Here is a 24,887-nt window from a genome sequence, read left to right on the forward strand (position 1 = left end):
TGCACTGGGTGACCGAGCCGTCTTTTTGGGCTGCCCGGGCCGTGCTGGGCGGGGTGGGAAAGGCGGCCAGCAGCAGAGCACAGGCCAGAGCCAGCGCGACAGACCGGCCCCCACGCCGGTTCTTGCCTCGTATAAGGTGTCTCAATTTTGGTCTCCCCTTTTTTGTGTTTGTCGGCGGGGCGCAAAGAGGCCCCGAATAAAAGTAGATGTAACTAAGTGTCGCCGGCAGATACTTTTACCCCACTGCTCGACAAAGTTTTTTATTTTTTGCATTTTGGCGGCACTTGTACTATAATACCGCCGTACCAGCCAGCCATACAGGGGGTAAATTATGGGAAAATTGGGACACCACCAGCTGGAGCAGCTGGTACTACGGGCGCGGGGCGGCGACGAGCGGGCCTTTGCGCAGCTGTACCGGGCCACAGCTGCCGCGCAGTACTACCAGGCGCTGTCGATACTGGGCGATGAGCAGCTGGCGGAGGACGCGGTACAGGAGTGCTATCTGGTGCTGCACCGCTCGCTGCAGCAGCTGGAAAAGCCGCGGGCGGTAGTGGCTTTTTTAAACCGCACTACCTACCTGGTGTGCCAGAACATCCGCCGGGCCCAGGCCAGGGCCAAACCGGTAGCAGAGGCCGACCTGGAGCAGGCCGCACAGCTGCCCAGCCCCCAGGACCTGCAGCTGCGCGATACGGCGCTGACTGTGTCGGCGGCTATTGCCAAACTGCCGCAGAGACAGCGGCAGGTGCTGGCTCTGCGCTACTTTAGCCAGTACACGGTGGCCCAGATCGCAGAGATGATGCAGTGCTCTACCAGTACGGTAGACCGGCTGCTGACGGCGGCCAAACGCGCGCTGCGGCAGCAGTTGGGCGGCACCTTTGCGCTGGTGCCGATGGGGCTTTTGCTGCGGTACAGCTGCCGGCAGCTGCCGAGACCGGCGCTGCCGGGCAGTGCGGTAGCGGCGGCGGTGGGGGCCCCCGCTATTTTGTGTGTGGGCGGGGTGCAGCTGGCCCCGTTTGCCCTGCACTGCGAGCTGCAACAGTCGCCCGCGGCGGCGATACTCACCGCCTGTATCGGCGGGATACCCGCCCCGCGGGGGGGACTGAGCGACAGCAGCGGCCACACCACCGATATGGCCCGGGGCAAAGACGGGTGCTACACGTTGCCCATCTCCCAAAACGGGACTTATACGCTGCGGGCGATAGCGAATACCGGCCGGGTACACCGCCGGCAGGTGACGGTGACCGATCTGGACCGACAGGGGCCGACACTGGCCGAGATACGGCCCACCGAAGAACTGGTGTACTTTACCGTGCACGATGACAGCGGGCTGGCAGCCGACAGCTTGCGGGTGGTAGACGCACGCGGCGAAGCGACCTATTTGGATAAGGTGGAAGGCGGCTGCTACGCCGCCGCACTGCCAAACGGCAGCTATACCCTGCTGAGCAGCGACCGGCTGGGAAACACCAGTGCCGTGCCGTTTTCGCTTACCGGCGGGCAGGCCGACCGCGTAGCTGGGGAATAAAGAAGATAGGCTTGGCAGTTACTCGCGTTTGGGGGCGCTCTCTGTACAAGGGGCCTGGGTCCAGGCGGCATATTTTTTGAAAAAACCGGCCGCTGTCTACTGCCAGCTGCACGACCACGTCCAAAGTGCGGGTTTTGGACCGCTATAAAAAAATAGCCGCGGCCCTATTTTAGAAGGGACGCGGCTATTTTTTATGAGAAGGCAGCTTTTACTGGCCCAAAGTCAGCTGGCTGGCCAGGTCTTCGGCGGCTATTTTGGCCCCCATGGAGGGGATGGTCTTGGTGCGGTAGCGGTGCTCGTCTTGCAGCTCGGCTCGCGCCAGCGGCACCACCGTTTGCAGCACTGCATTTTTGGTGAGCTTGATGCCGGCCACACCCTGGGTGTTTTTGGTCTGTTTGGGGGCGATGAGCGCCGAGTTGACGATGAGCATGCGGTCCAGCGAGGTGCGCAGCAAAAACTCGCTGTCCTCGGGCACCCAGTACACCGCCACCAGCGGCGACTTGTCGCTGTAGGCGCCCACCAGCTTGCGGCGGTTTTGCTTGGTCTGGTAGGCGGAGAGGTTCACCTTGGCGATCTTGCCGCTGGCAAAGAAAAACAGCATGTAGCCGCTGTAGTCGCGGGTGGGCACCATGTAGAGGGCCCGCTCGCCCTGCTCCATCTCGAGCTTGGCGGGGATAAAGTCGCCGATGAGGCTGGCTTTGGTGTCGTCGAACTGGGCGGCTTTGGCCTTATAGACCTGGCAGCGGTCGGTGAAAAACAGCAGATCGCAGTCGTTTTGGGTATCGATCTCCTGCACGACGGTGTCACCGTCTTTGAGCTTGTGCACGCTGCTCATGCGCCAGGACTGGGGGGTGATCTTTTTGAAGTAGCCCTCGCTGGTGAAAAACAGTTTGACATCGTAGGCCTGTACCTGCTCGCTCTCGGGCTCGTAGATCAGGTCGTCGGTGTAAGAGATCTCGGTCAGGCGGGGCTGGCCGTACTTTTTGGCCACCTCTTTGAGCTCGTCGATGATGATCTTATCCAGCTTTTTGGCGCTCTTTAAGATCTCCTCCATGCGGGCGATCTCGTCTTGCAGCTGATCTTTTTCACTGGTGCGGCCGATGATGTACTCGCGGTTTAGGTGGCGCAGCTTGATCTCGGCCACGTACTCCGCCTGTATCTTGTCGATGCCAAACCCGATCATCAGGTTGGGCACCACTTCCTGCTCCTCCTCGGTCTCGCGGACGATGGCCACCGCCTTGTCGATATCCAGCAGGATTTTCGCCAGGCCCAGCAGCAGGTGCAGCCGGTCTTTTTTCTTTTTGAGGTCGAAGTAGATGCGGCGCTTGACGCATTCGCGGCGGAAGGCGATCCACTCGTTCAGCAGTTCCCTGACCCCCATCACCCGCGGGCTGCCGGCGATGAGCACATTAAAGTTGCAGGAGAAATTGTCCTGCAGCGGGGTCATGCGCAGCAGCTTGGCCATGAGCTTATCGGGGTCGACCCGGCGCTTTAGATCGAGGGTGATCTTGAGGCCGGAGAGGTCGGTCTCGTCGCGGACGTCGTTTAGCTCGCGCACCTTGCCCTGCTTGGTGAGGTCGACGATCTTGTCGATGATGGCCTCGACGGTGGTGGTGGGCGGTATCTCGGTGATCTCGATACAGTTTTCTTTTTCGTCGTAGCGGTAGCGGGCGCGTATCTTTAAGCTGCCGCGGCCGGTGTCGATGACCCGCTTCATCTCCTGCTCGTCATAGAGGTAGATGCCGCCGATAGCAAAGTCGGGCGCCTTGAGGGTACCGGCGATATCGAAATCGGGGTCTTTGATGAGGCCGATGGTGGTGTCGCACACCTCTTTGAGGTTAAACGAACAGATGGCGCTGGCCATGCCCACGGCGATGCCGATGGTGGAGTTGGTGAGGATGGTGGGAAAGGTGACCGGCAGCAGGGTGGGCTCTTTGGTGGTGCTGTCGTAGTTGTCGATAAAGTCGACGGTATCTTTGTCGATGTCGCGGAACAGTTCGCCGCAGATATCGTCGAGCTTGGCCTCGGTATAGCGGCTGGCAGCATAGGACATGTCGCGGGAGTAGCCCTTACCGAAGTTGCCCTTCGAGTCGACATAGGGGTGCAAAAGCGTTTGGTTGCCCCGCGACAGGCGGACCATGGTCTCGTAGATGGCGGCGTCGCCGTGGGGGTTTAATTTCATAGTGGAGCCCACGATGTTGGCCGACTTGGAGCGCGGGCCCTTGAGCAGGCCCATTTTGTACATGGTGTAGAGGATCTTGCGGTGGGCGGGCTTAAAGCCGTCGATCTCGGGCAGCGCGCGCGAGACGATGACGCTCATGGCGTAGGGCATATAGTTTTCTTCCAGCGTCTGCACGATGGGCTGCTCGACGACGATGCCGGCGCCGGCTATCTCGGCGTTGGGATTCACCTGTTTTTTGACGGTGGGTTCTTTTTTCTTTCTGGGTGCCATACAGCTCTCACTTTCTAACAGGTCATATGCCGCCCATCAGGCGGCCAAAGGGCGGCGCAGATGCGCTCACGAGACATCCAGCACGTCCAGGTAATCCTGCCCGTGGGTGGCGATAAAGTCTTTGCGGCCGGAAAGGTTGTCGCCCAGCAGCAGGTCGAACACGCGGGCGGTCTCCTGCACGTCGGCGGCGGTGACCTTTATAAGGCGGCGGGTATCGGGGTTCATGGTGGTCATCCACATCATGTCGGGGTCGTTTTCGCCCAGGCCTTTAGAGCGCTGGATGGTGAACTTTTCCTTGCCGATCTTCTGCAGCGCATCGGTCTTTTCGCTCTCGGTATAGGCAAAGTAGGTCTTATTTTTAGTATTTATCTCGTACAGCGGCGATTCGGCGATAAAGACATAGCCCTCGTCGATGAGGGTGGGGGTGAGCCGGTAGAGCATGGTAAGGATGAGCGTGCGGATCTGAAAGCCGTCTACATCGGCATCGGTACAGATGATGACCTTGTTCCAGCGCAGCTGGTTGATATCGAAACTCAAGAGGTCTTTGTTGGCTTTGGACTTGACTTCTACCCCACAGCCCAGCACCTTGATGATATCGTTGATGATGTCGTTTTTAAAGATCTTGTGGAACTCGGCCTTGAGACAGTTGAGGATCTTGCCCCGCACCGGGATGATGGCCTGAAACTCGGCGTCGCGGCTGAGCTTGCAGGCGCCCAGCGCCGAGTCGCCCTCCACGATGTAGATCTCGCGTCGGGAGGTATCTTTGGTGCGGCAGTCGACGAACTTCTGCACCCGGTTGGCCATGTCCATGGTGGTGGACAGCGTTTTTTTGAGGTTTTTGCGGGTGTTCTCGGCCTTTTCGCGGCTGCGCTTGTTGATGAGCACCTGCTCGCTGATCTTGGTGGCATCCTCGGGATTTTCGAGGAAGTAGACCTCGAGCGACTTCTTGAGGAAATCGGTCATGGCCTGGGCGATAAAGGGGTTGGTGATGGATTTTTTGGTCTGGTTCTCGTAGGAGGTCTGGGTGGAGAAAGAGGAGCTGACCAGGATGAGACAGTCCTCCACGTCCTGATAGGTGATCTTGCTCTCGCCTTTGAGGTATTTGGCGTTTTGCTTCAGGTAGGCGTCGATCTGGTAGACGAAGGCGTTTTTTACCGCCCGCTCGGGCGAGCCGCCGTGCTCTAGAAAGCTGGAGTTGTGGTAGTACTCCACCTGCTGGGCGCGGTTTGAAAAGCAGCAGGACACCGACAGCTTGACCTTGTAGTCTTTTTTGTCGGCCCGGTCGCGGCCGGAGGTCTCGGTCTGCCAGTACTGGGGCGCGGTGAGCGACTCTTCCCCGGCCAGCTCCTGCACGTAGTCTTTGATGCCGTTTTGATAGAAGTACTCGGTGGTCTCGAAGCCGCTGTCACCCTGTATGCGCAGCAAAAACAGCACGCCGGAGTTGACCACCGCCTGGCGCTTGATGGTCTGGTGGTAGTAGCTGTCGGGGATGTCGATATCGGTAAACACTTCTAAGTCGGGACGCCAGCGGATCTTGGTGCCGGTCTGCCGGGCGTTGGTGGCCTCTTTTTGCAGGTCGCCCACCGGCTCCCCTTTTTCAAAGTGCATCTGGTACTTGTAGCCGCCGGTGACCACGGTGGCGTCCATGTACTCGCTGGAGTACTGGGTGGCGCAGAGGCCTAAGCCGTTGAGGCCCAGCGAGTACTGGTAGCTCTCGTCGCCGTCGGCGTCGTATTTGCCGCCGGCGTACAGCTCGCAGAACACCAGTTCCCAGTTGTACTTGTCCTCTTTGGGGTTGTAGTCCATGGGGATGCCGCGGCCGTGATCCTCGATCTCGATGGAGTTGTCGCGGTATTTGGTGACGACGATCTTGTCGCCAAAGCCGCCGCGGGCCTCGTCGATGGAGTTGGAGAGGATCTCGAACACCGCGTGCTCACAGCCCTCCAGCCCGTCTGAGCCGAAGATGACCCCCGGGCGCTTGCGCACCCGGTCGGCCCCTTTGAGGGCCGAGATGCTCTCGTTGCCGTAGGTCTTTTTGGATCTTGCCATAGATTGCTCCTCTTTGTATATACTGCATCGCTGCAAATGATCGCCTGTTTTTGGGGGCTCGGCGGCGCTGGGGGGCGCAGCCGCATACATTTAGCATTATACCCATCTTTTGCAAAAAATGCAAAACCGGGCCCCGGGCAGATGGGCCCCGGCACCAAAAAACGCCCGCATTGGCGCGAGCGCTTAAAAGGCGTGGTATTTATAGAGCGGCTATCAGGTCTGGGGCGCGTCGCCGCTGTCGAGATGGCCGCCCAGGTCGCGGTCGACATCGATGCCGGTGTCGCTATCGGCGGCGCCAGCCAGCTGCGGGGCGCTGTCGGCACCCTCGAGGGTGCTCTCGCCGTCCATGAGCTTGGCGAAGGTGTCGCCGTCGACCTTTTCGTATTCCAGCAGCACGCCGGCCACCTGGTGCAGCTTATCCATATGCTGCTGGAGGATGGTCTTGGCCTGCTCGTAGGCGCGGTCGATGATGGCGCGCATCTCGGCGTCGATCTGGGTGGCTATGCCCTCGGAGTAGTTGCGGGCCTGACCCAGGTCGCGGCCCAGGAATACCTCTTCCTGGTCGGTACCGTAGACGATGGGGCCCAGCTTCTCGCTGAAACCGTAGCGGGTGACCATGGCCCGGGCGATACTGGTGGCGCGCTCGATATCGTTGGAGGCGCCGGTGGAGATATCGTCGAGGATGAGCTGCTCGGCCACCCGGCCGCCCAGCAGGGTGACGATGTCCTCAAACATCTGGCTGCGGGTCTTGTAGCTGCGGTCCTCTTTGGGCAGGCTCATGGTGTAGCCGCCGGCCATCCCGCGGGGGATGATAGAGATCTGATGCACCGGGTCCTGGTACTGACAGTAGTGGGTGACGATGGCGTGCCCGGCCTCGTGGTAGGCGGTGAGCCTGCGCTCTTTGGGCGATACCACCTTGCTCTTTTTCTCGGGGCCCGCCACCACCTTGATGGTGGCCTCTTGGATATCGTCGTCGGTTATAGCCTTTTTGTGCCGACGGGCCGCCAGCAGGGCCGCCTCGTTTAGCAGGTTGGCCAGGTCAGCGCCGGTAAAGCCGGCGGTGGTCTTGGCGATGACGCCCAGGTCTACGTCGGGGCCCAGCGGCTTGCCGCGGGCGTGCACCTTGAGCACTTCTTCGCGGCCCTTGATGTCGGGGTAGCCCACATACACCTCGCGGTCGAAACGGCCGGGGCGCAGCAGGGCCGGGTCGAGCACGTCGCGGCGGTTGGTGGCGGCGATGACGATGACGCCCTCGTTGGCGCCAAAGCCGTCGAGCTCGACGAGCAGCTGGTTGAGCGTCTGCTCGCGCTCGTCGTTGCCGCCGCCCAGACCGGCGCCGCGCTGGCGGCCGACGGCGTCGATCTCGTCGATAAAGACGATGCTGGGGGCCGCTTTTTTGGCCTGGTCGAACAGGTCGCGCACGCGGGATGCGCCCACGCCGACGAACATCTCGACAAAGTCAGAGCCGGAGATGGAGAAAAACGGCACCTTTGCCTCGCCGGCGACGGCTTTGGCCAGCAGCGTTTTACCGGTGCCCGGAGGGCCGATGAGCAGCACGCCTTTGGGGATGCGGGCACCCAGGGCCGAGAACTGGCCCGGATTGCGCAAAAACTCCACCACTTCTTTGAGCTCTTCTTTTTCCTCGTCGGCGCCGGCCACATCTTCAAAGGTGACCTTTTGGCCGTCGGCGGGCTGTTGCTTGATCTTGGCCTTACCGAAAGAGGACATTTTTCCGCCGCCGCTGCCGGACTGGCGCATCATGAAGATCCAGAGGAACACCATGCCGCCGATGAGCAGCAGCGAGGGCAGCATGCTCACCCACCAGGGAGCCACCACTTCGGGCTTGTAGTCGTAGGTGATGGGATTGCCGGGATTCTCCTCGTTATAGGCCAGCACCTTTTCTTCGGTGTGGTTGATGAACAGCTGCACGTTGGGGACCTTGTACTCGACCACCTGTTGCTGGCCCCGCAGTTTCATCTTCAGTTCGCCGGTGCCGAAGTCGAGCGAGTACTCCTCGACCCGGTTCTTGTCGAAGTAGCCCAGCACGTCCTGATAGGATAGAGCGTCGCTGGACTTCATATTCAGCAGGTAAAATGCGCTGCCGATGAGTACCAGCAGCAACAGCAGATAGATGCCAAGGCCCGCACCTCTGCCTCTTTTCTTATTCAAAATGGCTTCACTCCTCAAAGTCGGGCCGGCTGCTCGCCTGTCCGCTCGGTCATACGTCGGCGCGCTGTGCGCTCGGTGGGGGGGATCGCCGCCGGCAGGCGGCGAGGGGAAAACTTTATTATCAGGGCGCGCAATTATCAGGGCGCGCACAATACTGCCCACCTTATCAGGTGCGGGGCACCGATGGCGGCAGCCGGCGCGCGCTCATCAAAAAACTCGGTATGCGGTACAGCCGCAGGGCGGCTGCTTTTTATAGAGACCGGCCCCCGGCGCGCAGACGCCGAGAGCCGGTCGGCGGCGCCGGGGCCCTGCGGGGCGCGGCGCGCAAAAACTACCGGTGTTTTACTCGGCGCTCTCGTAGACTTCGGGTTTGAGTACGCCGATATAGGGCAGGTTGCGGTAGCGCTCGTCGTAATCGAGGCCGTAGCCGATGACGAATTCGTCGGGCACGGTGAAACCGATGTACTCTACCGGAACGTCTACCTGGTGGCGCTCGGGCTTATCCAGCAGGGTGCAGATGCGCACGCTGTTGGGGTTTCTGGTCTCGAGCATGTCGATGATGTAGCTGAGGGTCATGCCGCTGTCGAGGATGTCCTCGACGATGAGCAGATCGCGGCCGGTGAGGTCGATCTCCAGGTCTTTGATTATCTTAACCACGCCGGAGGTTTTTACACCCGAGCCGTAGCTGGACACAGCCATAAAGTCGATGGCCAGCGGGATATCGATGGCCCGCATCAGGTCAGCCATAAAGGCGACCGAGCCCTTGAGCACGCTGACCAGCAGCAGATTTTTATCTGCATAATCTTTGGCGATCTGCGCGCCCAGTTCGGCCACTCTCTCGTGGATCTGCTCTTCGGTGAGCAGCACCTTCAGCACGTCGTTTTTCATCAGAAGTCCTCCCCATAATACACAGCTGCTATGTTTTTGGTCTTTTCGTCTACCGCCACCCGGCTGTCGATACCGATGCCCGGCAGGCAGACGACGCCCTTTTGGTCTGCCAGGAGCGGCAGGTGGCAGCGCTCGGCACTGGGCACCTTCTGCTCGTTCAGCAGTTTTTTTACAGTCTTACCCACGCCCCGCCCGGCCAGATGGATCCGGTCGCCCGGCTGCCGGCTGCGCAAGGTCAGAGCATTACATATCTTATCATAGTCCATAAAATTTATGAAGAATTTTTTGTTAATTTTCTTCTCGGCCCCATATTTTTCCTGACTTAGCACACATACCATCAGCTTTTTTTGACCGATACTATACATTTTGCCCACCGCTACCGGCTGGGCGGGGATGGGTGCAGCCGGTGTCGGCGGCCGGTACAGACACAGCTGTGTGCCCTGCAGACACAAAAAAGTATTGGCAGTGAGCTGCTGCTTTGTGCCGGCGGCGGCAGACAACAGCTTTTGGATCTCGGCTTCGCCGGCGGGCAGGTCCTGCTCTTTTAAGAAGCGGGCCGCCACTCTGGCCGCCAGGGCCGGATGGGCCGCCAGCAGGCCGGCGGCATCGAGCGACGGGCCGGCAGGGCCGCCGGCCAGCTGCCGGTACAGGGCCTCGGCCTGGGCACACAGATAGTCCTGATCCTGGCCCAGGTGGCGGGCCGTTTTGACAAAGCTCTGTTCCAGCGCGCTGTTGAGCGACCGCAGTACCGGCAACACCTGTAGCCGCAGCCGGTTGCGGCTGTACACCGGCTGCAGGTTGGTGCTGTCGGTGATGTAGGGCAGCTGGCGGCGCTGGCAGTAGTCCTCTACCTGCCGGCGGCTGACCTCGATGAGCGGGCGCACCAGCCGGCCGGTATAGCCCTGCCAGCGGAAGCTGCGCACCGGCGGGATACCGCACAGGCCGCCGAGACCGGTGCCCCGGGCCAGGCGAAACAGGGCGGTCTCGAAGTTGTCGGTGGCGGTGTGGGCGGTGGCCAGCACCGCCCCGCGCTCGGCCGCCACCTGGTACAGAAAGTCGTAGCGCAGGGTGCGGGCCGCCTCTTCTAGCGACTGGCCGCTGCGGCGGCTGAGACCGGCAACGTCGGCCCGGCGGGTGACGCAGTCGACCCCGGCGGCGGCACACCACGCGGTCACGAACTGCTCGTCGCGGTCGGACTCCGGCCCCCGCAAGCAGTGGTTGAGGTGGGCGGCGGTGACCTGCAGACGGCGGTCCGGTGCCAGTTCCAGCAGCAGCTGCAGCAGGGCCATAGAATCGGCTCCGCCGGACACTGCCGCCACCACCGATGTGCCCGGCGGCAACATTTGCCAGCGGGCGGCGGTGTCGGCGGCTATCTGCTCGAGCGCGCTAGAACGGGGCATCGCGGTAGGTCTCCAGCGAGGAGAAACGGGTGTGCTCGCCATCCCAGCCCAGCTTGACGGTGTCCACCTCGCCGTGGCGGTTTTTGGCCACGATGCACTCGGCCACGTTCTGCTCCTCGCTGTCGCGGTTGTAGTAGGCGTCGCGGTAGAGGAACATGACGATGTCGGCGTCCTGCTCGATAGAGCCCGACTCGCGCAGATCCGAGAGCATTGGCCGCTTGTCCGGCCGGCTCTCGGGGCCGCGGGAGAGCTGGGACAGGGTGATGATGGGCACATCCAGCTCCTTGGCCATGATCTTTAAGTTTCTCGTCATGTCCGACACCTCGGCCACACGGCTCTCGATACGCTTGCCGGAGGTCATCAGCTGCAGGTAGTCGATGACCACCAGACCCAGGTTTTTGATGCGCCGCAGGCGGGCTTTCATCTCGGGAATGGTGATGGCCGACGAGTCGTCGATATAGATCTCTTTTTTAGAGAGCCGCTCGGCGGTGGTGACCAGGCTGGCCCACTCCTGCGGGGTGAGATCGCCGGTGCGGAAGGCGGCCGATGAGACCGAGGCCTCGCTGGACAGCACGCGGGAGACCAGCTGCTCTTTAGACATCTCGAGTGAGAAGATGCACACCGCCTTGTCGCTGCGATTGGCCACGTTAGTGGCCAGGTTGAGGGCAAAGGCGGTCTTACCCATGGCCGGGCGGGCGGCCAGCAAGATGAGGTCGGACTTGTTGAGGCCGTAGATCAGGTGGTCTACCCCGCTAAAGCCGGTGGACAGGCCGGTGAACTCCTGCTTGTCGGAGCCGGAGATCTGCTGCAGGCTATCGAAGGTATCGATGATGATCTTGTCGATGCGCTGGGGGCCCTGTACGCTGCGCCCCTGGCGGATGTCGAAGATCTTCTGCTCGGCGGCATCCAGCAGCATAGCCGGGTCGTGACCGCCGCTGGTGGTATCGTCGATGATCTCGCGTGCGGTGCTGAGCAGGTTGCGCAGCATGAATTTTTCCTCGATGATCGAGGCGTAGGTATCCATATTCGAGAGCGACGGCACCGTTTGGGCGATGGTGGTCAGGTAGACCTTGGCCTGCTCTTTGCTCTCGAAAATATTTTGGCTGCACACCTCATCGAGCAGGGTGACGAAGTCGATGGGTTCACCGGTGGTGAACATGCGCACTACACAGCGGTAGATCTCCTGATGTTGGGGGTTGTAAAACTGCTCGGGCCGCAGCCGGTCGATGACCCCGTTTAGACAGTTGGGGTCGAGCAGTATGCCGCCCAGTACCGACTGCTCGGCCTCCAGGCTGTAGGGCAGACCCAGCCCGTAGGCATCGGTCCCGTAGTTTTCCATCTCCTCACCTCCGTTGCGGCCGCTCCGGCCCCTACACAGCTACAGACCGGGCAATGCCCAGTCTGCTCGCTCGCCGTTTTTACAGCTCGGTCACCTGCACGCTCATTTTGGCCTCTACCGAGTGGGTAAAACGCACTACTGCGCTGTAGCTGCCAAAGGCCTTGATGGCGGTATCCAGCTTGATCTTGCGCTTGTCGACAGACACCCCGAACTGGGCGTTTATCTCGGCCGCGATCTCTTTGCCGGTGACCGAGCCGAAGAGCTTGCCCTCTTTGCCGGCCTTGGCCTTGACCACCACCGTTTTGCCGTCGATCTTCTGAGCCATAGCCCGGTTCTCGGCGATCTCCTCCTGCACGTGGTGCTCCTGAGCGGCCTGCTTGTTCTTCAGGTCGTTGAGGGCGGCGGCATCGGCCTCGATCGCCAGTTTTTTGGGAAAGAGGAAATTGCGGGCGTACCCGTCGGACACCTTTACCAGCTCGCCGGCTTTGCCGGTCCCTTTAACGTCTGCCTTTAAAATCACCTGCATCTGCGTAACGCTCCTATCCTGCCGCCAGCAGCGGCAATATTATACAAATGGTAATATTTTGTTTATATATTGCGTTTAGTTGGGTATCTAGTCGGCAATATGGTTATTTTTGTAGTACATGTCGATGGACTGCTTGAGCATATCCACCGCCGCCTCGAGACTGGTTTCGCGCAGTTGGGCGCCGGCCATAGTGTGGTGGCCGCCGCCGCCCAGGCTCTCTAAGATCACCTGCACGTTGAGCTGGCCCATGGAGCGCGCCGAGATATTTACCTGACTGCCCTGGGAAAACAGCACGAACGACGCCTTTACATCGCTGATCTCCAGCAGTTCGTCGGCGGCCTGGGCGGCCACCACCCGCATATCGTCCACATCCTCCTGCGCCACAGCGATGGCACACTGATGATAGATCTTGGCGCTGGTGACGATGGCGGTACGGCTGCGAAACGCCTCCATCGAGGAGGAGAAGAGCCGTTTGACCTCGACTGTATCGGCCCCCAGCGAGCGCAGGTAGGCCGCTGCCTCGAAGGTCTTGACACCGGTCTTGACGGCGAAATTCTTGGTGTCGAGCACGATGCCAGACAGCAGCGCCTCGGCAAAAACCTGCTCGATGCGGTCGTCCTCGTTGAGGTAGCCCAGCAATTCGGAGACCATCTCGCTGGTGGAGGAGGCATAGGGCTCGTGGTAAAAGAGCACCGCCCCCTGTATGTAGTCCACCCGCTTGCGGTGGTGGTCGATGACCACCACCGCCCCGGCACGGTCCACCAGGTGCGGGCGGTCCACCATGTTCTGGGCGTGGGTGTCCATAACGATGACCAAAGTGTTTTTGTCCACCGTCTCCTGGGCGCTGTCGGCGTCGATGAAGATATCGCCCTGATCGGCCTCCTGAATGCGGGCCACCAGAGGCTGGGAGAGGGTGGTGTCGTAGTCGATAACGGCAAAGGCGTGGCAGCCCAGCATGCGCAGGGCCCGGCACAGCCCCACCGAGGAGCCGACGCTGTCGAGGTCGGAGAACTTATGGCCCATGATGAAGATCTGCTCGCTGCCCTGACACAGCTCTTTGAGAGCCGAGGCGATGATGCGGGCGCGCACCTTGGTGCGCTTTTCGACTCCTTTTGAGACGCCGCCGAAAAAGTCGTAGCCGTTGATGGTCTTGACCGCCGCCTGGTCGCCGCCGCGGCCCAGCGCCATGTCCAGCGAGTGGCTGGAATTCTTCATGTTCTCGCTGAGCGTGTCGGGCAGCATGCCCACGCCGATAGACAGGGTGATGGGGATCTTGCCGTCGACCAGTATTTTGCGGATGCGGTCGAGCACGGCAAAGCGCTCGTCGATGAACTTGCGCATGTGGCGGTACTCCACCACCGCGTAGAACTTGCGGTTGGAGACCTTGATGAGGATGCCGGTGGTCTGCCCGATGTAGTTTTCCAAGCACCGCTCCACCTCGCCGGTGATACGGGCCTTTTCGCTGTCTTTATAGGACTGCAGCACATCGTCGTAGTTGTCGACCAGCAGGGTGAGCACCGCTGGGCGCGACAGGCCAAACTCGATAGAGTCCTGCTTGAGCTTGGTGATCTCGACCAGGTAGAGCAGCAGCACGTGCTCTTCCTCACTGCCGGCCTCGGCCAAAAAGGCGGTGAAATAGCGGCCCTGCAGGTTCACTTCGCTGCCTACCGGGGTGCGGGCCTTTTCCATGTTGAGACCCTGCACCAGGCGGGTGGCGTCCTCGCCGTAGAGCTGGCCCTTTTTGGGAAACAGCTGGGCAAACAGATCATTGTACCACAGCACCTCGCCGCCGGGCTCGGTGATGGCCACCGGCAACGGGGTGTTGCTGATGGCCGGCCGCTTGCCGCTGTCGAGCCCGCCCACCGCCGCATCGATGACGGCAAAGGTCTTTTTGCGCAGTTTGGCGATAGACCACAGCGTGTAGCCCAGCGCCGCCAGCGAGACCGCCACTGCCACCGCCAAAAAGGCGGGGTGGATAAAGCCCGCCATGATGCAAAAGGCGGTGCAGAAGATGATCAGGCCGTATAAAATAGGTGAAAAGCTGCTAAAATATCGCTTCATAGTACCGTTTTCCTTGCCGGGACACGCCCCGGGCAAAAGCCCCCTCTTTATCTGAGTGGGCGGCCGCGCAGGCCGCTATAGACCGGGTATCTTACACTTCCATGATGATGGGCAGGATCATGGGGCTGCGCTTGGTCTTTTGCCAGAGGAAGATGGATAGCGCCTCCCGGATCGAGAGTTTGATCTCGGCCCAGTCGCGGTGTTCCTCGGCCAGGCATTTTTGCAGCGTTTTGTTGATGACTGCTTTGGCGTCGCGCATCAGCTGCTCGGATTCCCGCACGTACACAAAACCGCGGGAGACGATATCCGGCCCGGCCAGCACTTCGCCGGTGTGGGAGTCCATGGTGATGACGATGGTCATCAGCCCGTCTTGCGACAGGCGGCGGCGGTCGCGCAGCACCATGCTGCCCACGTCGCCGACGCCCAGGCCGTCGACCATCACCTTGCCAGCGGTGACCACCTCATCCTGCTTGACGCCGCGCTCGCTCAGCTCGACTACATGGCCGTTTTCGCCCATGATGATATGGTCGTTTTTAATGCCCATACTGCGGCCCAGACCAGCATTTTTCACCAAGTGCTTGTACTCGCCGTGGACCGGGAAGAAGTACTTGGGCTTGGTCAGCGCCAGCATGGTCTTGAGCTCGCCCTGACAGGCGTGGCCGGAGACGTGCACGGCGTACATGTCTTCGTAGATGACCTCGGCCCCCAGTTTGAGCAGCTCGTTGATGACTCTGCCCACATGCTTTTCGTTGCCGGGGATGGGGCGGGCGGAGATGATGATAAAGTCCTGCGCGGTGACCGATATCTGCCGGTGGGTGCCGTTGGCCATCCGCGACAGAGCGGCCATGGGCTCGCCCTGACTGCCGGTGGTGATGATGACCAGTTTTTCCGGCGGGTATTTGCCGGCGTCGGCCAGCTCGATCATCTGGTTTTTACCCACCTTCAGGTAGCCCAGTTCAATGGCTTTAGCGGTGACGTTTTCCATGCTGCGGCCGCTGACGACTACCTTGCGGCGGTGCTTTTTGGCGTAGTCGATGATCTGCTGTACACGGTGGATGTTGGAGGCGAAGCTGGCGATAATGATGCGCTTGCCGTCAGCCTTTTGAAACAGCGTCTCGAAAGCCTGGCCCACACTGCGCTCCGACGGGGTCATGCCCGGGCGCTCGGCGTTGGTGGAGTCCATGAGCAGAGCCAGCACGCCTTCGCGCCCCAGCTCGGCAAAGCGGGGCAGATCGATCATCTGTCCGTCGACCGGGTCGTAGTCGATCTTAAAGTCGCCGGTGTGCACCAGCGTGCCCGCCGGGGTGTGGATGGCCAGCGCCACCGCGTCGGGGATGGAGTGGTTGACGCGGATAAATTCCACCTTGATCTTGCCGAAGGTGACCACGTCGCCGGGGGCCACCTTGTGCAGCTTGCTCTTTTCGAGTAGGCGGTGCTCCTCTAATTTGCCCTCGACCAGGCCCAGCGTCAGCGGCGTGCCGTACAGCGGCAGGTTGAGCTGGCGCAAAAAGTAGGGCAGTGCGCCGATATGGTCCTCGTGGCCGTGGGTGAGCACGATGCCGCGCAGCCGCTTTTTATTTTCCATGGCATAGGCGAAGTCGGGGATCACCACGTCGACGCCCAGCATGTCGTTATCGGGGAAAGTCATACCGCAATCGATCACCACGATGTCTTCGCCGTACTCGATCAGGGTCATATTTTTGCCCACCTCGTGCAGGCCGCCCAGTGGGACAATGCGGATGGGCAGTACCTTTTGGCCGCCTTTTCCGCGGCGGCTCTGGAAGCGGAACTTCTTTTTGTTGGCGCCATCGGCCGACTGCTTAGCAGTGGGCTGGGTTGGCTGAGTAGGCTGGGTGGACTGAGCCGGTTGCTCTTTTACTGTGGCGGGGGCCGCTGCTTTGGCCGCAGCCTGCTGGGCGGCAGTCGGTTTTTTGGGGGCGGGCCGGCGGCGGCGCGGCGCCCCTTTACCGGCCCCCGGTCTGGCGCCGGGCTGAGCTGCTCTCTGCTGGGGGGCCCTTACGGTCCCTTGCGGTTTTTGATTGTCGCTGTTGGTTGGCATAATTTCCTCCATAAATGAGCTGCCCACTGCCCTGACTGGGCATTTTGCGGCAACTCGGACCAAGCCCATGACCGCGCAACGTGGCAGCGGCGGGCCGTATAATAATTTTCTATTTCCGTATCCGATAAGTGCACATTGCGTGCTGAATGCTGAGAAATCCGTACAACAATAGATAATACAATACTAAACGTTTCTGCAGGCAATGTCAACTCTGTGACCAGGAGGGCCACCTTCTGCTGGCAGTATGCCCGGCACCGCGGCGACTCTATGCGCGCGGCGGCCATTTTGTGCACCGGTACTTGTGAGTGGGGAGATTTTCCTCTATACTGATAGGCGGTGTGACATTGGCGCACACCGCCTGCTAGCGAGAACATGCACGCTGTACTGTTGCGCAGCTGTAGATATATAGATAGGAGCACACCCATGGCTGAGACAAAAAAAACTGTGCAGATATTTACCGACGGCGCCTGCAGCGGCAACCCCGGCCCGGGCGGCTGGGGGGCCATATTGCGCTACGGTGAGACTACCAGAGAGCTGGCCGGCGGCGAGCAGCACACCACCAACAACCGCATGGAGCTGACAGCAGTCATCTCGGCGCTCTCGGCGCTGAAGGAGCCCTGCCGGGTGGAGCTGTACAGCGACTCGAAGTATTTTATCGACGGGGTACAAAAGGGCTGGGCCGCCTCTTGGAAGAAGCGCGGCTGGAAAAAAGGCGACGGCAAGCCGGCCCTGAACCCCGATCTGTGGCAGCAGATACTGGACCTGATGGAGCGCCACCAGGTGCAGCTGCACTGGGTTAAGGGCCACGCCGGACACCCGGAGAACGAGCGCTGCGACCAGCTTGCCGTAGAACAATCCAGAAAATATATCGGCTAAAAATTCGAATGTTTTTCGAGGGGGCGATCGGGGCAGCGCACAGCGAGAGCACCTGCGCGCCCCCCTTTTTTGCAGTGGATCGATGCGGTATTGCGGTGGCCGGCAGAAGCGACGCCACCGCTGAGCACCCCCATATTTTGTGCTGTACTGCCGGACTTTGCTAAGCGCTGCCCCTCGTGGGCAAAGTAGCCTGCATATCGCCCTGTGCGGCCACACATGCTGTAGGGGGCTCACCCGCTATACGCGGTCATACCTGCCCCAGCTACCGGTTCGGGACAGAAGATGGCCGAAAAAATTTCCCATAAGAACTTGTAATTCCTACTATTTTAGTGTATATTAGTGTTGCAGCCGATAACAGGGCTGCCCAGACACGATTTTTATGATACGGCGCTGCCGGTAAACGGCAGCTAAAATTGCAGAAAGCGAAGTGAAGTCGTATGAAAAAATTTATATACGCTGACAACGCCGCCACCACCCCGGTGAGTCAGCCGGTACTGGAGGCGATGCTCCCCTATTTAAAAGGGGAATACGGCAACCCCTCCAGCATTTACGAGAAGGGGCGGCGGGCGCTGGCGGCCATCGAGGAGGCCCGCCGGCAGGTAGCTGACGCGCTGCACTGCAAGCCGCGCGAGATCTACTTTACCGGCTGCGGCTCGGAGGCCGACAACTGGGCCATCAAAGGCGCGGCTATGGCCCTTTATAAAAAGGGCAAAAAGCACGTGATCACCACCGTATTTGAGCACCACGCCGTGCTGCATACCACCCAGAAACTTGAAAAATTGGGGATGGAGGTCACCTACCTGCCGGTAGACGAAAACGGCCTGCTCACCGCCGAGGACGTAAAAGCTGCCATTCGCCCCGACACGGCGCTGGTATCGATCATGTACGCCAACAACGAGATCGGTACCGTACTGCCCATTGCCGAGATCGGCGCTGTGTGCCGCCAGGCTGGGGTGCTGTTTCACACCGACGCGGTGCAGGCGGTGGGCAATGTGGAGATAGACGTGCAGGCACAGAACATCGACATGCTGTCGCTTTCGGCCCACAAATTCCACGGTCCTAAAGGGGTGGGTGCACTGTACATCCGCAGCGGTGTGCGCATCGAAAACTTTTTAGACGGCGGCGGCCAGGAGGGTGGCCACCGGGCCGGCACCGAAAACGTGGCCTCGATCGTGGGGATGGGCCGGGCCATCGAGCTGGCCTGCGCGCCGGGCGCGATTGCCAAAAAGCACGACCATTTGGTCCCGCTGCGCGATAAAATCATCGCCGAAACCCTAAAGCTGCCCCACACCCGTCTCAACGGCCACCCCACCCAGCGGCTGCCGGGCACCATCAACATCTCGTTTGAGGGCGTTGAGGGCGAGAGCCTGCTGCTGATGTTGGACCTGGCGGGCATCGCCGCCTCCTCCGGCTCGGCCTGCACCTCCGGCTCGCTAGACCCCAGCCATGTGCTCTTGTCGCTGGGTCTCAGCCACGATGTGGCCCACGGCTCGCTGCGGCTGTCGCTGGCCGAGGACATCACCGCGGAGGAGGTCGACTATATCATCTCCTCCATCCCCCCGGTCATCGAGCGGCTGCGCGCCATGAGCCCGCTGTGGGAGAAGATCGTAAAAGAGGAACAGGCCGGTGCCTAAAGGGTTTTATGCGCGGCCTGCAAAGATCTGCATATTTGATATTTTGAAAGGTGGTTTTTAACCATGCTCTATTCGGATAAAGTACTCGACCACTTCTCGAACCCCCGCAACGTGGGTGAACTGGAAAACGCCGACGGCGTGGGCGAAGTGGGCAACGCCAAATGCGGCGACATCATGAAGATGTATTTAAAGATCGATGACGGCATCATCAGCGACGTGAAGTTTAAGACTTTCGGTTGTGGGGCGGCTATTGCCACCAGCTCTATCGCCACCGAGATGATCAAGGGCAAGTCGATCGACGACGCGCTGCAGCTGTCGAACAAGGCGGTCATCGAGGCGCTGGACGGTCTGCCCCCGGCCAAGATCCACTGCTCGGTACTGGCCGAGCAGGCGGTAAAGGCGGCGCTGGCCGACTACTACCGCAAGCAGGGCGTAGACCCCACCCCCATCGTGGGCGCGATCGAGGATTGCGATGCCTGCCACTGACCAGAATACCGACCGGACAGAGCGCGTACTGGTAGCCATGAGCGGAGGAGTGGACTCCTCCGCTTGTGTCTATCTGCTGCAAAAGGTGGGATACCAGGTGGGCGGCGTGGTGTTTCGCATGTCGCCGGAGCACGATCAGGCGGTGGCCGATGCCCGCCAGGTAGCCGAATTTTTTGGTGTGCCTATTGAAGTGCTGGACCTGCAGGACGTTTTTGAAAAAGAGGTCATCGACTACTTTTGCCAGAGCTATTTAGCCGGCGAGACCCCCAACCCCTGCGTGCGCTGTAACCCCACCGTGAAATTTAAACACCTCTACCAGCTGATGCTCGATAGGGACTATGACTACATCGCCACCGGCCACTATGCAGATATTCGGCGGCAAAACGGCCGCTGGTATTTTGCCCAGGCCGACAGCCTGCAGCGGGACCAGTCGTACATGCTGTACCGGTTGGGGCAGGATATCCTGTCGCACCTGTTGTTGCCGCTGGCCCATTACCAGAAAAGTGAGATCCGCCAGCTGGTAAAAGAGGCCGGGCTGCCCAGCTTTTCTAAGCCCGACAGCCAGGAGAACTGTTTTATCAGCGACAACGACTACGCCGGCTATATCACCCGCCGGTGCGGTCCGGGCAAAAGCGGCTACTTTTTTGGTCCGGACGGCAGCCCGGTAGCTCCCCACCAAGGTATTTTGCACTATACGGTAGGCCAGCGCAAAGGCCTGGGTATTGCGCTGGGGCGACCGGTATTCGTGCGCCGTATCGACCCGGTTGACGGCGGGGTGTACCTGTGCGAGAGCGGTGAGGAATTTGACCGGCAGATCGCGCTGCGTGACGTGTGCTGTGCCGATGAGCAAGATCTGTCCGACGGTACCCGCTGTCAGGTGAAGATCCGCTCGGTGGCCCGCCCCTGTCCCTGTACCATACAAAATGAAGATGGGCAGATCACGGTGGTATTTGACACACCGCAGCGGGCACCGGCACCCGGGCAGTCGGCCGTGCTGTACCGGGATGGGCTGGTGATCGGGGGGGGCATCATTGTCGCGCAGAAACATTCCGATCAGCTGGTTAATAGCTAGTCTGTTCCTCTGGCCGAGCAGCGCGACAATGCGGAAGTTCGCCTGTCGGGGCACCACCCCTCCTGCCGCCAGCGCGGCACCTGCGCACTTCCAGGTCGAGGGCTGCTCTCTTGGCCGTACAGGTCGCGCAGAAACATTCCGATCAGCTGGTTACAAATTTGGCTCGTAATACGGGGCACGTCTCTATATGTCTCCAAATTTCGTGTTCCATTTTCTGTTAGGTGGCATACACAAAGCTCTTGGGTCAGGGACAGGTAGTACACGACAGGCACCGTGTTACAAGTGGTAAGAACAACGCAGCTACGGGTGCTATTTACGCCGGCCACGGCGCACGGGACTGGGGGCTTTTGCATTTCTTTTGTTTGACCAGTTATGCTGAATTGGACCTGCTCATCTGCTATTCGAGCGGCAGAAGTTGTGCTATACTCTATACTGGTGATAAGATGTGTTTGCGGCGGGCGGGCACCAGTTGCTGCCAGATGTTTTTTAAACTGTCAGCTGTTTTATAGCCCATTAGTATAGCCCGCTTTTAACCGGGAGGACTGTGTATGAACCTGCAGATGAATATGAACAACGACAATCAGAATAAGCCCTCTGTCAAAAAGGTACTGATCATGACACTGGTCATCGTCGCCTTTTTTGTAATATTGGGCTTTGTGGGCACCAAATTACAGTAGCTATTTGCCCGCTGCTATGAAATGCGCTATAAAAAGGAGCACGCTGCCGCGTGCTCCTTTTTTGTGTGTGCAACTGATTCGGTCACAGAAGTTCTTTTAGCGCCTTATATTTTTTGACCAGTCGATCGTCGACATCTTTCAGATCGCTCTTAAAGTTGATGTAGTTACCCGAGACATCGATCACGCAGCTTTACATGTCCTGATATGTCTCGTACAGCTCCTTCGCCGCCTGTTTTATATCCTGTAATTCGCTGTTGTCTTCCACCGACAGTTTCAGCAGCTTTTTGTACTGCTGCTCCCGCTTTGCCACGTCATTTTGCAGCTGTGATATAGTGGCGCTCTGTTCTGTTTGGGCGGCGAGAACGGCGTTATCGACATCGCCCATATAGTGGCCGTTATAATACCTGGTACCCGAGACATAGGTACCCCAATAATCCAGCAGTGCATTGCCCAAATCCTCCATCTGCGTACCGGTGAGCAACATGTCGTCACAGAAGTTCTTTGCATCTTGGCGGTAGGTAGCGATCGCCTCTTCCCGCTTTTTCTTCTGGATATTCTGGTAGATAAAATAGCCGGCGATACTGCCTACGATCAGCACCGCTGGAGACAAGCCAGCCCCGGCCGCCCGGCCAGGCAGATGGTTACGATTACAGGTAGAAGCCCCCCCCGGGGCTGAGCACCTGGCCGGTGACGAAAGACGCCTCGTCGCTGCACAAAAACAGGATGCAGTTGGCCACATCCTGCGGGGTGCCCAACCGGCAGAGCGGGGTCTCATCAGCCAGCTCTCGCAGGTCCTGCGGTGACAGATTGCCGTTCATCTCGGTATCGATGACGCCGGGCGCCACGCAGTTTACCTGGATACCGCTGGGGCCCAGCTCTTTCGCCAAAGACTTGGTGAGCCCAATGAGCGCCGCTTTGGTGGTGGCGTACACCACTTCGCAGGAGGCGCCGGCCAGCCCCCACACCGAGGAGAGGTTGACGATCTTGCCCCACTGCCTGCCGATCATATGGGGGAGCGCTCGTTGACAGCAAAACACCGCCCCGTCTAGATTGACCCCCATCATACGCCGGTAATCGCCCTCTGATACCTGCTGAAACAGTTCTTGACGGGCAACGGCGGCATTGTTTACCAGCACGTCTACCGGTCCCAGCTCTTTTTCGACCGCTGCAAACAGCGTCTGCACCTGTTTTTTATCAGCTACATCGGCGCCAAAACAGGCGGCGGTGCCGCCGATGGCCTCGATCTGCTGTTTTACCTGTTGCGCCCGGTCGGGCGACTGGCAGTAGTTGATAGCCACCCGATAGCCCTTTTTGCCAAACAGCAGGGCCGTGGCCGCCCCGATGCCCCGCGACCCACCGGTGACTAGTACGGTCTTATCCATCTGTCTATTTCCTCCTGACGAACACGCCGCCGGCATTTTTGGCCGCGACATTCTTTTTTTACAGGTGCCGCATCACACAAAAAGGCGGCGGGGCCAGCTAGGGCCCTGCCGCTATTTTAACACAGGTACAGCTATTTAAAAAGGCAGCTGCCCCCGCTCATCTCTGCCGCAACAGGTCCTCCAGCCGCTGCCGGGCCTCTTGTGGAGCGCGCGCGAGCAGCGGCGTAGAACCAAAATCCTCGATGGCGATAGAAGCTGTAGCCGTGCCCATCAGCGCGGCGGTACACATATCTTTCCCCTGGGCCAGACCCGCGCAGAGCCCGCCGCCAAAAGCGTCGCCGGCGCCGGTGGTATCGACCACGCGCGCCTGCCGATAGCTGGGCAGATAGGTACAGCTATCTGCCTGGCGGCTGTACACCAGACACCCGCTGCCCCCCAACTTGATGACCACCCAATTGGGCCCCAGGGCGGCAAACTCTCTGGCTGCCTGCTCAAACGGCACGTCGCCGCGCAGGCGCCGCACCTCTACCTCGCTGGGCAAAAACACCGCCGTGTAGCGCAGCGTCTCCTCCACCAGCTGGGGCTTTTCGGTGCAGTGCACCTCGTAGGGGTCAAACACCACTGTTTTGCCCTGCTCGGAAAAGTGGCGGGCCAGCTCCAGCTGGCTCTCGATGGGCATGGCCGCCACAAAGCAGATATCGGCGCTCTCGTAGTGGGGCGGGATATCGGCGATCGACGGCGAAAGGTACTCGATGAGACCAGGCACCCGGCCCTCGAAATCGCGCCGGCCGTCGGGGTGGTAGATCACCCAGTTGCGCACCCCCGGTCCGGGATAATACGGCATGCCCGAGATATCCAGCCCTGCATCTTGGCAGCGCACCAGATTTTCTTGCGGGAAGTCCTCCCCCAAGCGGGAGAGCATCCCCACCCGCACGCCCCACAGCCGGGCGGCCAGAGCGGCGTACAGCACGTCGCCGCCGGTGGCCCCCAAATGCTTGGTACCGTCGGCCATGACCATGTCGTCGATGGTGATGTTGCCCGCGATCACCAGGTCGGTCTTGTTCACTCGCTGTCCTCCTCCCGGCCGAACTGTCGGCCGCTGTTTTGCTGCCTGTATACCTGCAGGCGCTGTGTGGCCTGTGGGCTGCCGGTGCGCAGCAGCCCGCCGTAGCTGTAATCCTCCACGGCAAACGAGGCGGTGACCGTAGCCTGACATGCGGCGGCCAGCACATCGCCGCCGGTGGCGGCATAGCCGGCCAAAAAGCCGCCGCCAAACGAGTCGCCGGCACCGGTGGCATCGACTGCGCGGGTGTTATAGCAGGGCAGCGACACAAAGCTGTCGTCTTGCCGGCGGTACACCAGGCACCCCTCCTGCCCCAGCTTGATGACCACGTATCGGGGGCCGTACCGGGCAAACTGACGGGCGGCCCGATGTAGCTGCCCGTGACCCAGTATCTCCTCGACCTCCTGCAAGCTGGGCAAAAACACATCTACGTACTGCAGCGCTGTGAGCAGCCACTGCCGCTCGTGCTCCTGCTCTACCTCTGGCGGATCTAGCAGCACCGGCACCCCGCGGCCGGCAAAATCGGCAGCCAGCTGGTACTGGTTCTCGGCACGCATAGCGCAGAGCAGCACTGCCTGCACCGAGGGCCGCCTGTAGCTTTGCGGAATATCGGCCGGCAGCGGCGAGTAGCTCTCCATCCCGCCCACGACCAGGTTGCGCTGTATGCTGGTGCGGCGTCCGTCGGACTCGTAGATCTGCCAGATCCGCATGGTCTGCCGGTCAAAGGGGGCCATCCCATCGGTACAGATCCCCATGCCGGCGATCTTTTGGATGTTTTGCGGGGGGTACCCCGGCGTTTTTCGCGTGAGGATAGCGACCCCATCGCTCCACAGCGAGGCGGCCATGCTGGCGTACAGCGCATTGCCGCCCGGCAGGCCCATGCGCGTGCGGCCGTCTGGCAGCACGATATCGTCGATGGTCATATTGCCGGTGACGATGAGTTTGACCGGTGTGCCCAATTTCTCCACATCCTCCCAGTTTTTATGGCCGTACAGCGGACCGAGCAGCACCTGGGGCCCTGCGCCCGACAGGGGCACTTTGGCAACACCACCGACCTTTTGCTGCACAGCTGCACAGTAGTTTGTTTTATCTTACCACCTGTACGGCCTATTTTCTATGAGCGGGACAGAGAATTCCACCGCTTATTTTTGGCGTATTGCCCGGTCATAAAACCCGGTATTATCAGGGTAAGCGGCATACGGACCCGCAGCGCCGATATAAAAGCCAAAAGG

At 60.2% G+C, this 24,887-nt stretch carries 19 protein-coding genes; 6 read left to right on the forward strand and 13 right to left on the reverse strand.

Annotation, left to right across the window (positions count from 1 at the left end; genetic code table 11):
- The first annotated feature begins 331 nt into the window (after positions 1-331).
- A complete protein-coding gene (locus C6Y32_RS08880; RefSeq protein ID WP_105204950.1) occupies positions 332-1,522 on the forward strand; it encodes an RNA polymerase sigma factor in 1,191 nt (396 codons plus the stop codon).
- A gap of 208 nt (positions 1,523-1,730) precedes the next feature.
- Here the strand turns inward: C6Y32_RS08880 and C6Y32_RS08885 are convergent, their stop codons facing one another.
- The 9 genes from C6Y32_RS08885 to C6Y32_RS08925 form a co-directional block, all read right to left on the reverse strand.
- Positions 1,731-3,974 (reverse strand): DNA gyrase/topoisomerase IV subunit A, encoded by a 2,244-nt coding sequence (locus C6Y32_RS08885; protein WP_105204951.1) that lies wholly within the window; start codon positions 3,972-3,974, stop codon positions 1,731-1,733.
- 66 nt (positions 3,975-4,040) lie between these two features.
- Entirely contained in the window at positions 4,041-6,023 is a 1,983-nt protein-coding gene (locus C6Y32_RS08890; RefSeq protein WP_105204952.1) for a DNA gyrase/topoisomerase IV subunit B, read from the reverse strand.
- 213 nt (positions 6,024-6,236) lie between these two features.
- The gene (gene ftsH / locus C6Y32_RS08895; protein ID WP_370738816.1) at positions 6,237-8,195 is read right to left on the reverse strand and encodes an ATP-dependent zinc metalloprotease FtsH; all 1,959 of its coding nucleotides are present in this window, start codon (positions 8,193-8,195) and stop codon (positions 6,237-6,239) included.
- A gap of 339 nt (positions 8,196-8,534) precedes the next feature.
- Positions 8,535-9,080: a hypoxanthine phosphoribosyltransferase gene (gene hpt / locus C6Y32_RS08900; protein ID WP_105204953.1), complete on the reverse strand. Its 546-nt coding sequence runs from the start codon at positions 9,078-9,080 to the stop codon at positions 8,535-8,537.
- Entirely contained in the window at positions 9,080-10,480 is a 1,401-nt protein-coding gene (gene tilS / locus C6Y32_RS08905) for a tRNA lysidine(34) synthetase TilS (RefSeq protein WP_164998197.1), read from the reverse strand. Before tilS ends, hpt begins: the two co-directional genes overlap by 1 nt.
- Complete coding sequence (dnaB, locus tag C6Y32_RS08910; RefSeq protein WP_105204955.1) at positions 10,467-11,819, reverse strand: replicative DNA helicase; 1,353 nt, start codon at positions 11,817-11,819, stop codon at positions 10,467-10,469. The genes tilS and dnaB overlap by 14 nt, the downstream gene beginning before the upstream one ends.
- A 79-nt stretch (positions 11,820-11,898) precedes the next feature.
- Positions 11,899-12,345, reverse strand: coding sequence for a 50S ribosomal protein L9 (rplI, locus tag C6Y32_RS08915; RefSeq protein ID WP_105204956.1), 447 nt, complete (start codon positions 12,343-12,345; stop codon positions 11,899-11,901).
- Between the two features lie 87 nt (positions 12,346-12,432).
- The gene (locus tag C6Y32_RS08920; protein ID WP_129589425.1) at positions 12,433-14,406 is read right to left on the reverse strand and encodes a DHH family phosphoesterase; all 1,974 of its coding nucleotides are present in this window, start codon (positions 14,404-14,406) and stop codon (positions 12,433-12,435) included.
- Between the two features lie 91 nt (positions 14,407-14,497).
- Positions 14,498-16,465, reverse strand: coding sequence for a ribonuclease J (locus C6Y32_RS08925; RefSeq protein WP_105204958.1), 1,968 nt, complete (start codon positions 16,463-16,465; stop codon positions 14,498-14,500).
- A 423-nt stretch (positions 16,466-16,888) separates the two neighbouring features.
- On the opposite strand from C6Y32_RS08925, the gene rnhA reads away from it, so the two are divergent.
- From rnhA to C6Y32_RS15760, 5 genes are all read left to right on the forward strand, one after another.
- Entirely contained in the window at positions 16,889-17,341 is a 453-nt protein-coding gene (gene rnhA / locus C6Y32_RS08930; RefSeq protein ID WP_207204826.1) for a ribonuclease HI, read from the forward strand.
- Between the two features lie 437 nt (positions 17,342-17,778).
- Positions 17,779-18,975: a cysteine desulfurase NifS gene (nifS, locus tag C6Y32_RS08935; protein ID WP_105204960.1), complete on the forward strand. Its 1,197-nt coding sequence runs from the start codon at positions 17,779-17,781 to the stop codon at positions 18,973-18,975.
- Between the two features lie 63 nt (positions 18,976-19,038).
- Positions 19,039-19,461 (forward strand): Fe-S cluster assembly scaffold protein NifU, encoded by a 423-nt coding sequence (gene nifU / locus C6Y32_RS08940; RefSeq protein WP_105204961.1) that lies wholly within the window; start codon positions 19,039-19,041, stop codon positions 19,459-19,461.
- Positions 19,448-20,533: a tRNA 2-thiouridine(34) synthase MnmA gene (gene mnmA / locus C6Y32_RS08945; RefSeq protein ID WP_105204962.1), complete on the forward strand. Its 1,086-nt coding sequence runs from the start codon at positions 19,448-19,450 to the stop codon at positions 20,531-20,533. The genes nifU and mnmA overlap by 14 nt, the downstream gene beginning before the upstream one ends.
- A 548-nt stretch (positions 20,534-21,081) precedes the next feature.
- Positions 21,082-21,210 carry a hypothetical protein gene (locus tag C6Y32_RS15760; RefSeq protein ID WP_279287441.1) on the forward strand — a complete coding sequence of 43 codons (129 nt, stop codon included), beginning with the start codon at positions 21,082-21,084 and terminating at the stop codon, positions 21,208-21,210.
- Positions 21,211-21,400: 190 nt separating this feature from the next.
- Here the strand turns inward: C6Y32_RS15760 and C6Y32_RS08950 are convergent, their stop codons facing one another.
- The 4 genes from C6Y32_RS08950 to C6Y32_RS08965 form a co-directional block, all read right to left on the reverse strand.
- Positions 21,401-21,820, reverse strand: a complete 420-nt coding sequence (locus tag C6Y32_RS08950) for a hypothetical protein (protein WP_105204963.1) — start codon at positions 21,818-21,820, stop codon at positions 21,401-21,403.
- A 37-nt stretch (positions 21,821-21,857) separates the two neighbouring features.
- Positions 21,858-22,592 (reverse strand): elongation factor P 5-aminopentanone reductase, encoded by a 735-nt coding sequence (gene ymfI, locus C6Y32_RS08955; protein WP_105204964.1) that lies wholly within the window; start codon positions 22,590-22,592, stop codon positions 21,858-21,860.
- Between the two features lie 157 nt (positions 22,593-22,749).
- A complete protein-coding gene (locus tag C6Y32_RS08960) occupies positions 22,750-23,658 on the reverse strand; it encodes a carbohydrate kinase family protein (protein ID WP_164998198.1) in 909 nt (302 codons plus the stop codon).
- Positions 23,655-24,692 carry a carbohydrate kinase family protein gene (locus C6Y32_RS08965; RefSeq protein WP_164998199.1) on the reverse strand — a complete coding sequence of 346 codons (1,038 nt, stop codon included), beginning with the start codon at positions 24,690-24,692 and terminating at the stop codon, positions 23,655-23,657. The genes C6Y32_RS08960 and C6Y32_RS08965 overlap by 4 nt, the downstream gene beginning before the upstream one ends.
- Between the last annotated feature and the right edge of the window lie 195 nt (positions 24,693-24,887).

The organism is Neobittarella massiliensis (ex Bilen et al. 2018), from assembly GCF_900289145.1.
GTDB classification, from domain to species: domain Bacteria; phylum Bacillota; class Clostridia; order Oscillospirales; family Ruminococcaceae; genus Neobittarella; species Neobittarella massiliensis.

Bases quoted from the DNA above. Each gene is read 5' to 3' on its own strand.
- C6Y32_RS08880 (WP_105204950.1), top strand. From the start codon at position 332: ATGGGAAAATTGGGACACCACCAGCTGGAGCAGCTGGTACTACGGGCG.
- C6Y32_RS08885 (WP_105204951.1), bottom strand. From the start codon at position 3,974: ATGGCACCCAGAAAGAAAAAAGAACCCACCGTCAAAAAACAGGTGAAT.
- C6Y32_RS08890 (WP_105204952.1), bottom strand. From the start codon at position 6,023: ATGGCAAGATCCAAAAAGACCTACGGCAACGAGAGCATCTCGGCCCTC.
- hpt (WP_105204953.1), bottom strand. From the start codon at position 9,080: ATGAAAAACGACGTGCTGAAGGTGCTGCTCACCGAAGAGCAGATCCAC.
- tilS (WP_164998197.1), bottom strand. From the start codon at position 10,480: ATGCCCCGTTCTAGCGCGCTCGAGCAGATAGCCGCCGACACCGCCGCC.
- dnaB (WP_105204955.1), bottom strand. From the start codon at position 11,819: ATGGAAAACTACGGGACCGATGCCTACGGGCTGGGTCTGCCCTACAGC.
- rplI (WP_105204956.1), bottom strand. From the start codon at position 12,345: ATGCAGGTGATTTTAAAGGCAGACGTTAAAGGGACCGGCAAAGCCGGC.
- C6Y32_RS08920 (WP_129589425.1), bottom strand. From the start codon at position 14,406: ATGAAGCGATATTTTAGCAGCTTTTCACCTATTTTATACGGCCTGATC.
- C6Y32_RS08925 (WP_105204958.1), bottom strand. From the start codon at position 16,465: ATGCCAACCAACAGCGACAATCAAAAACCGCAAGGGACCGTAAGGGCC.
- rnhA (WP_207204826.1), top strand. From the start codon at position 16,889: ATGGCTGAGACAAAAAAAACTGTGCAGATATTTACCGACGGCGCCTGC.
- nifS (WP_105204960.1), top strand. From the start codon at position 17,779: ATGAAAAAATTTATATACGCTGACAACGCCGCCACCACCCCGGTGAGT.
- nifU (WP_105204961.1), top strand. From the start codon at position 19,039: ATGCTCTATTCGGATAAAGTACTCGACCACTTCTCGAACCCCCGCAAC.
- mnmA (WP_105204962.1), top strand. From the start codon at position 19,448: ATGCCTGCCACTGACCAGAATACCGACCGGACAGAGCGCGTACTGGTA.
- C6Y32_RS15760 (WP_279287441.1), top strand. From the start codon at position 21,082: ATGAACCTGCAGATGAATATGAACAACGACAATCAGAATAAGCCCTCT.
- ymfI (WP_105204964.1), bottom strand. From the start codon at position 22,592: ATGGATAAGACCGTACTAGTCACCGGTGGGTCGCGGGGCATCGGGGCG.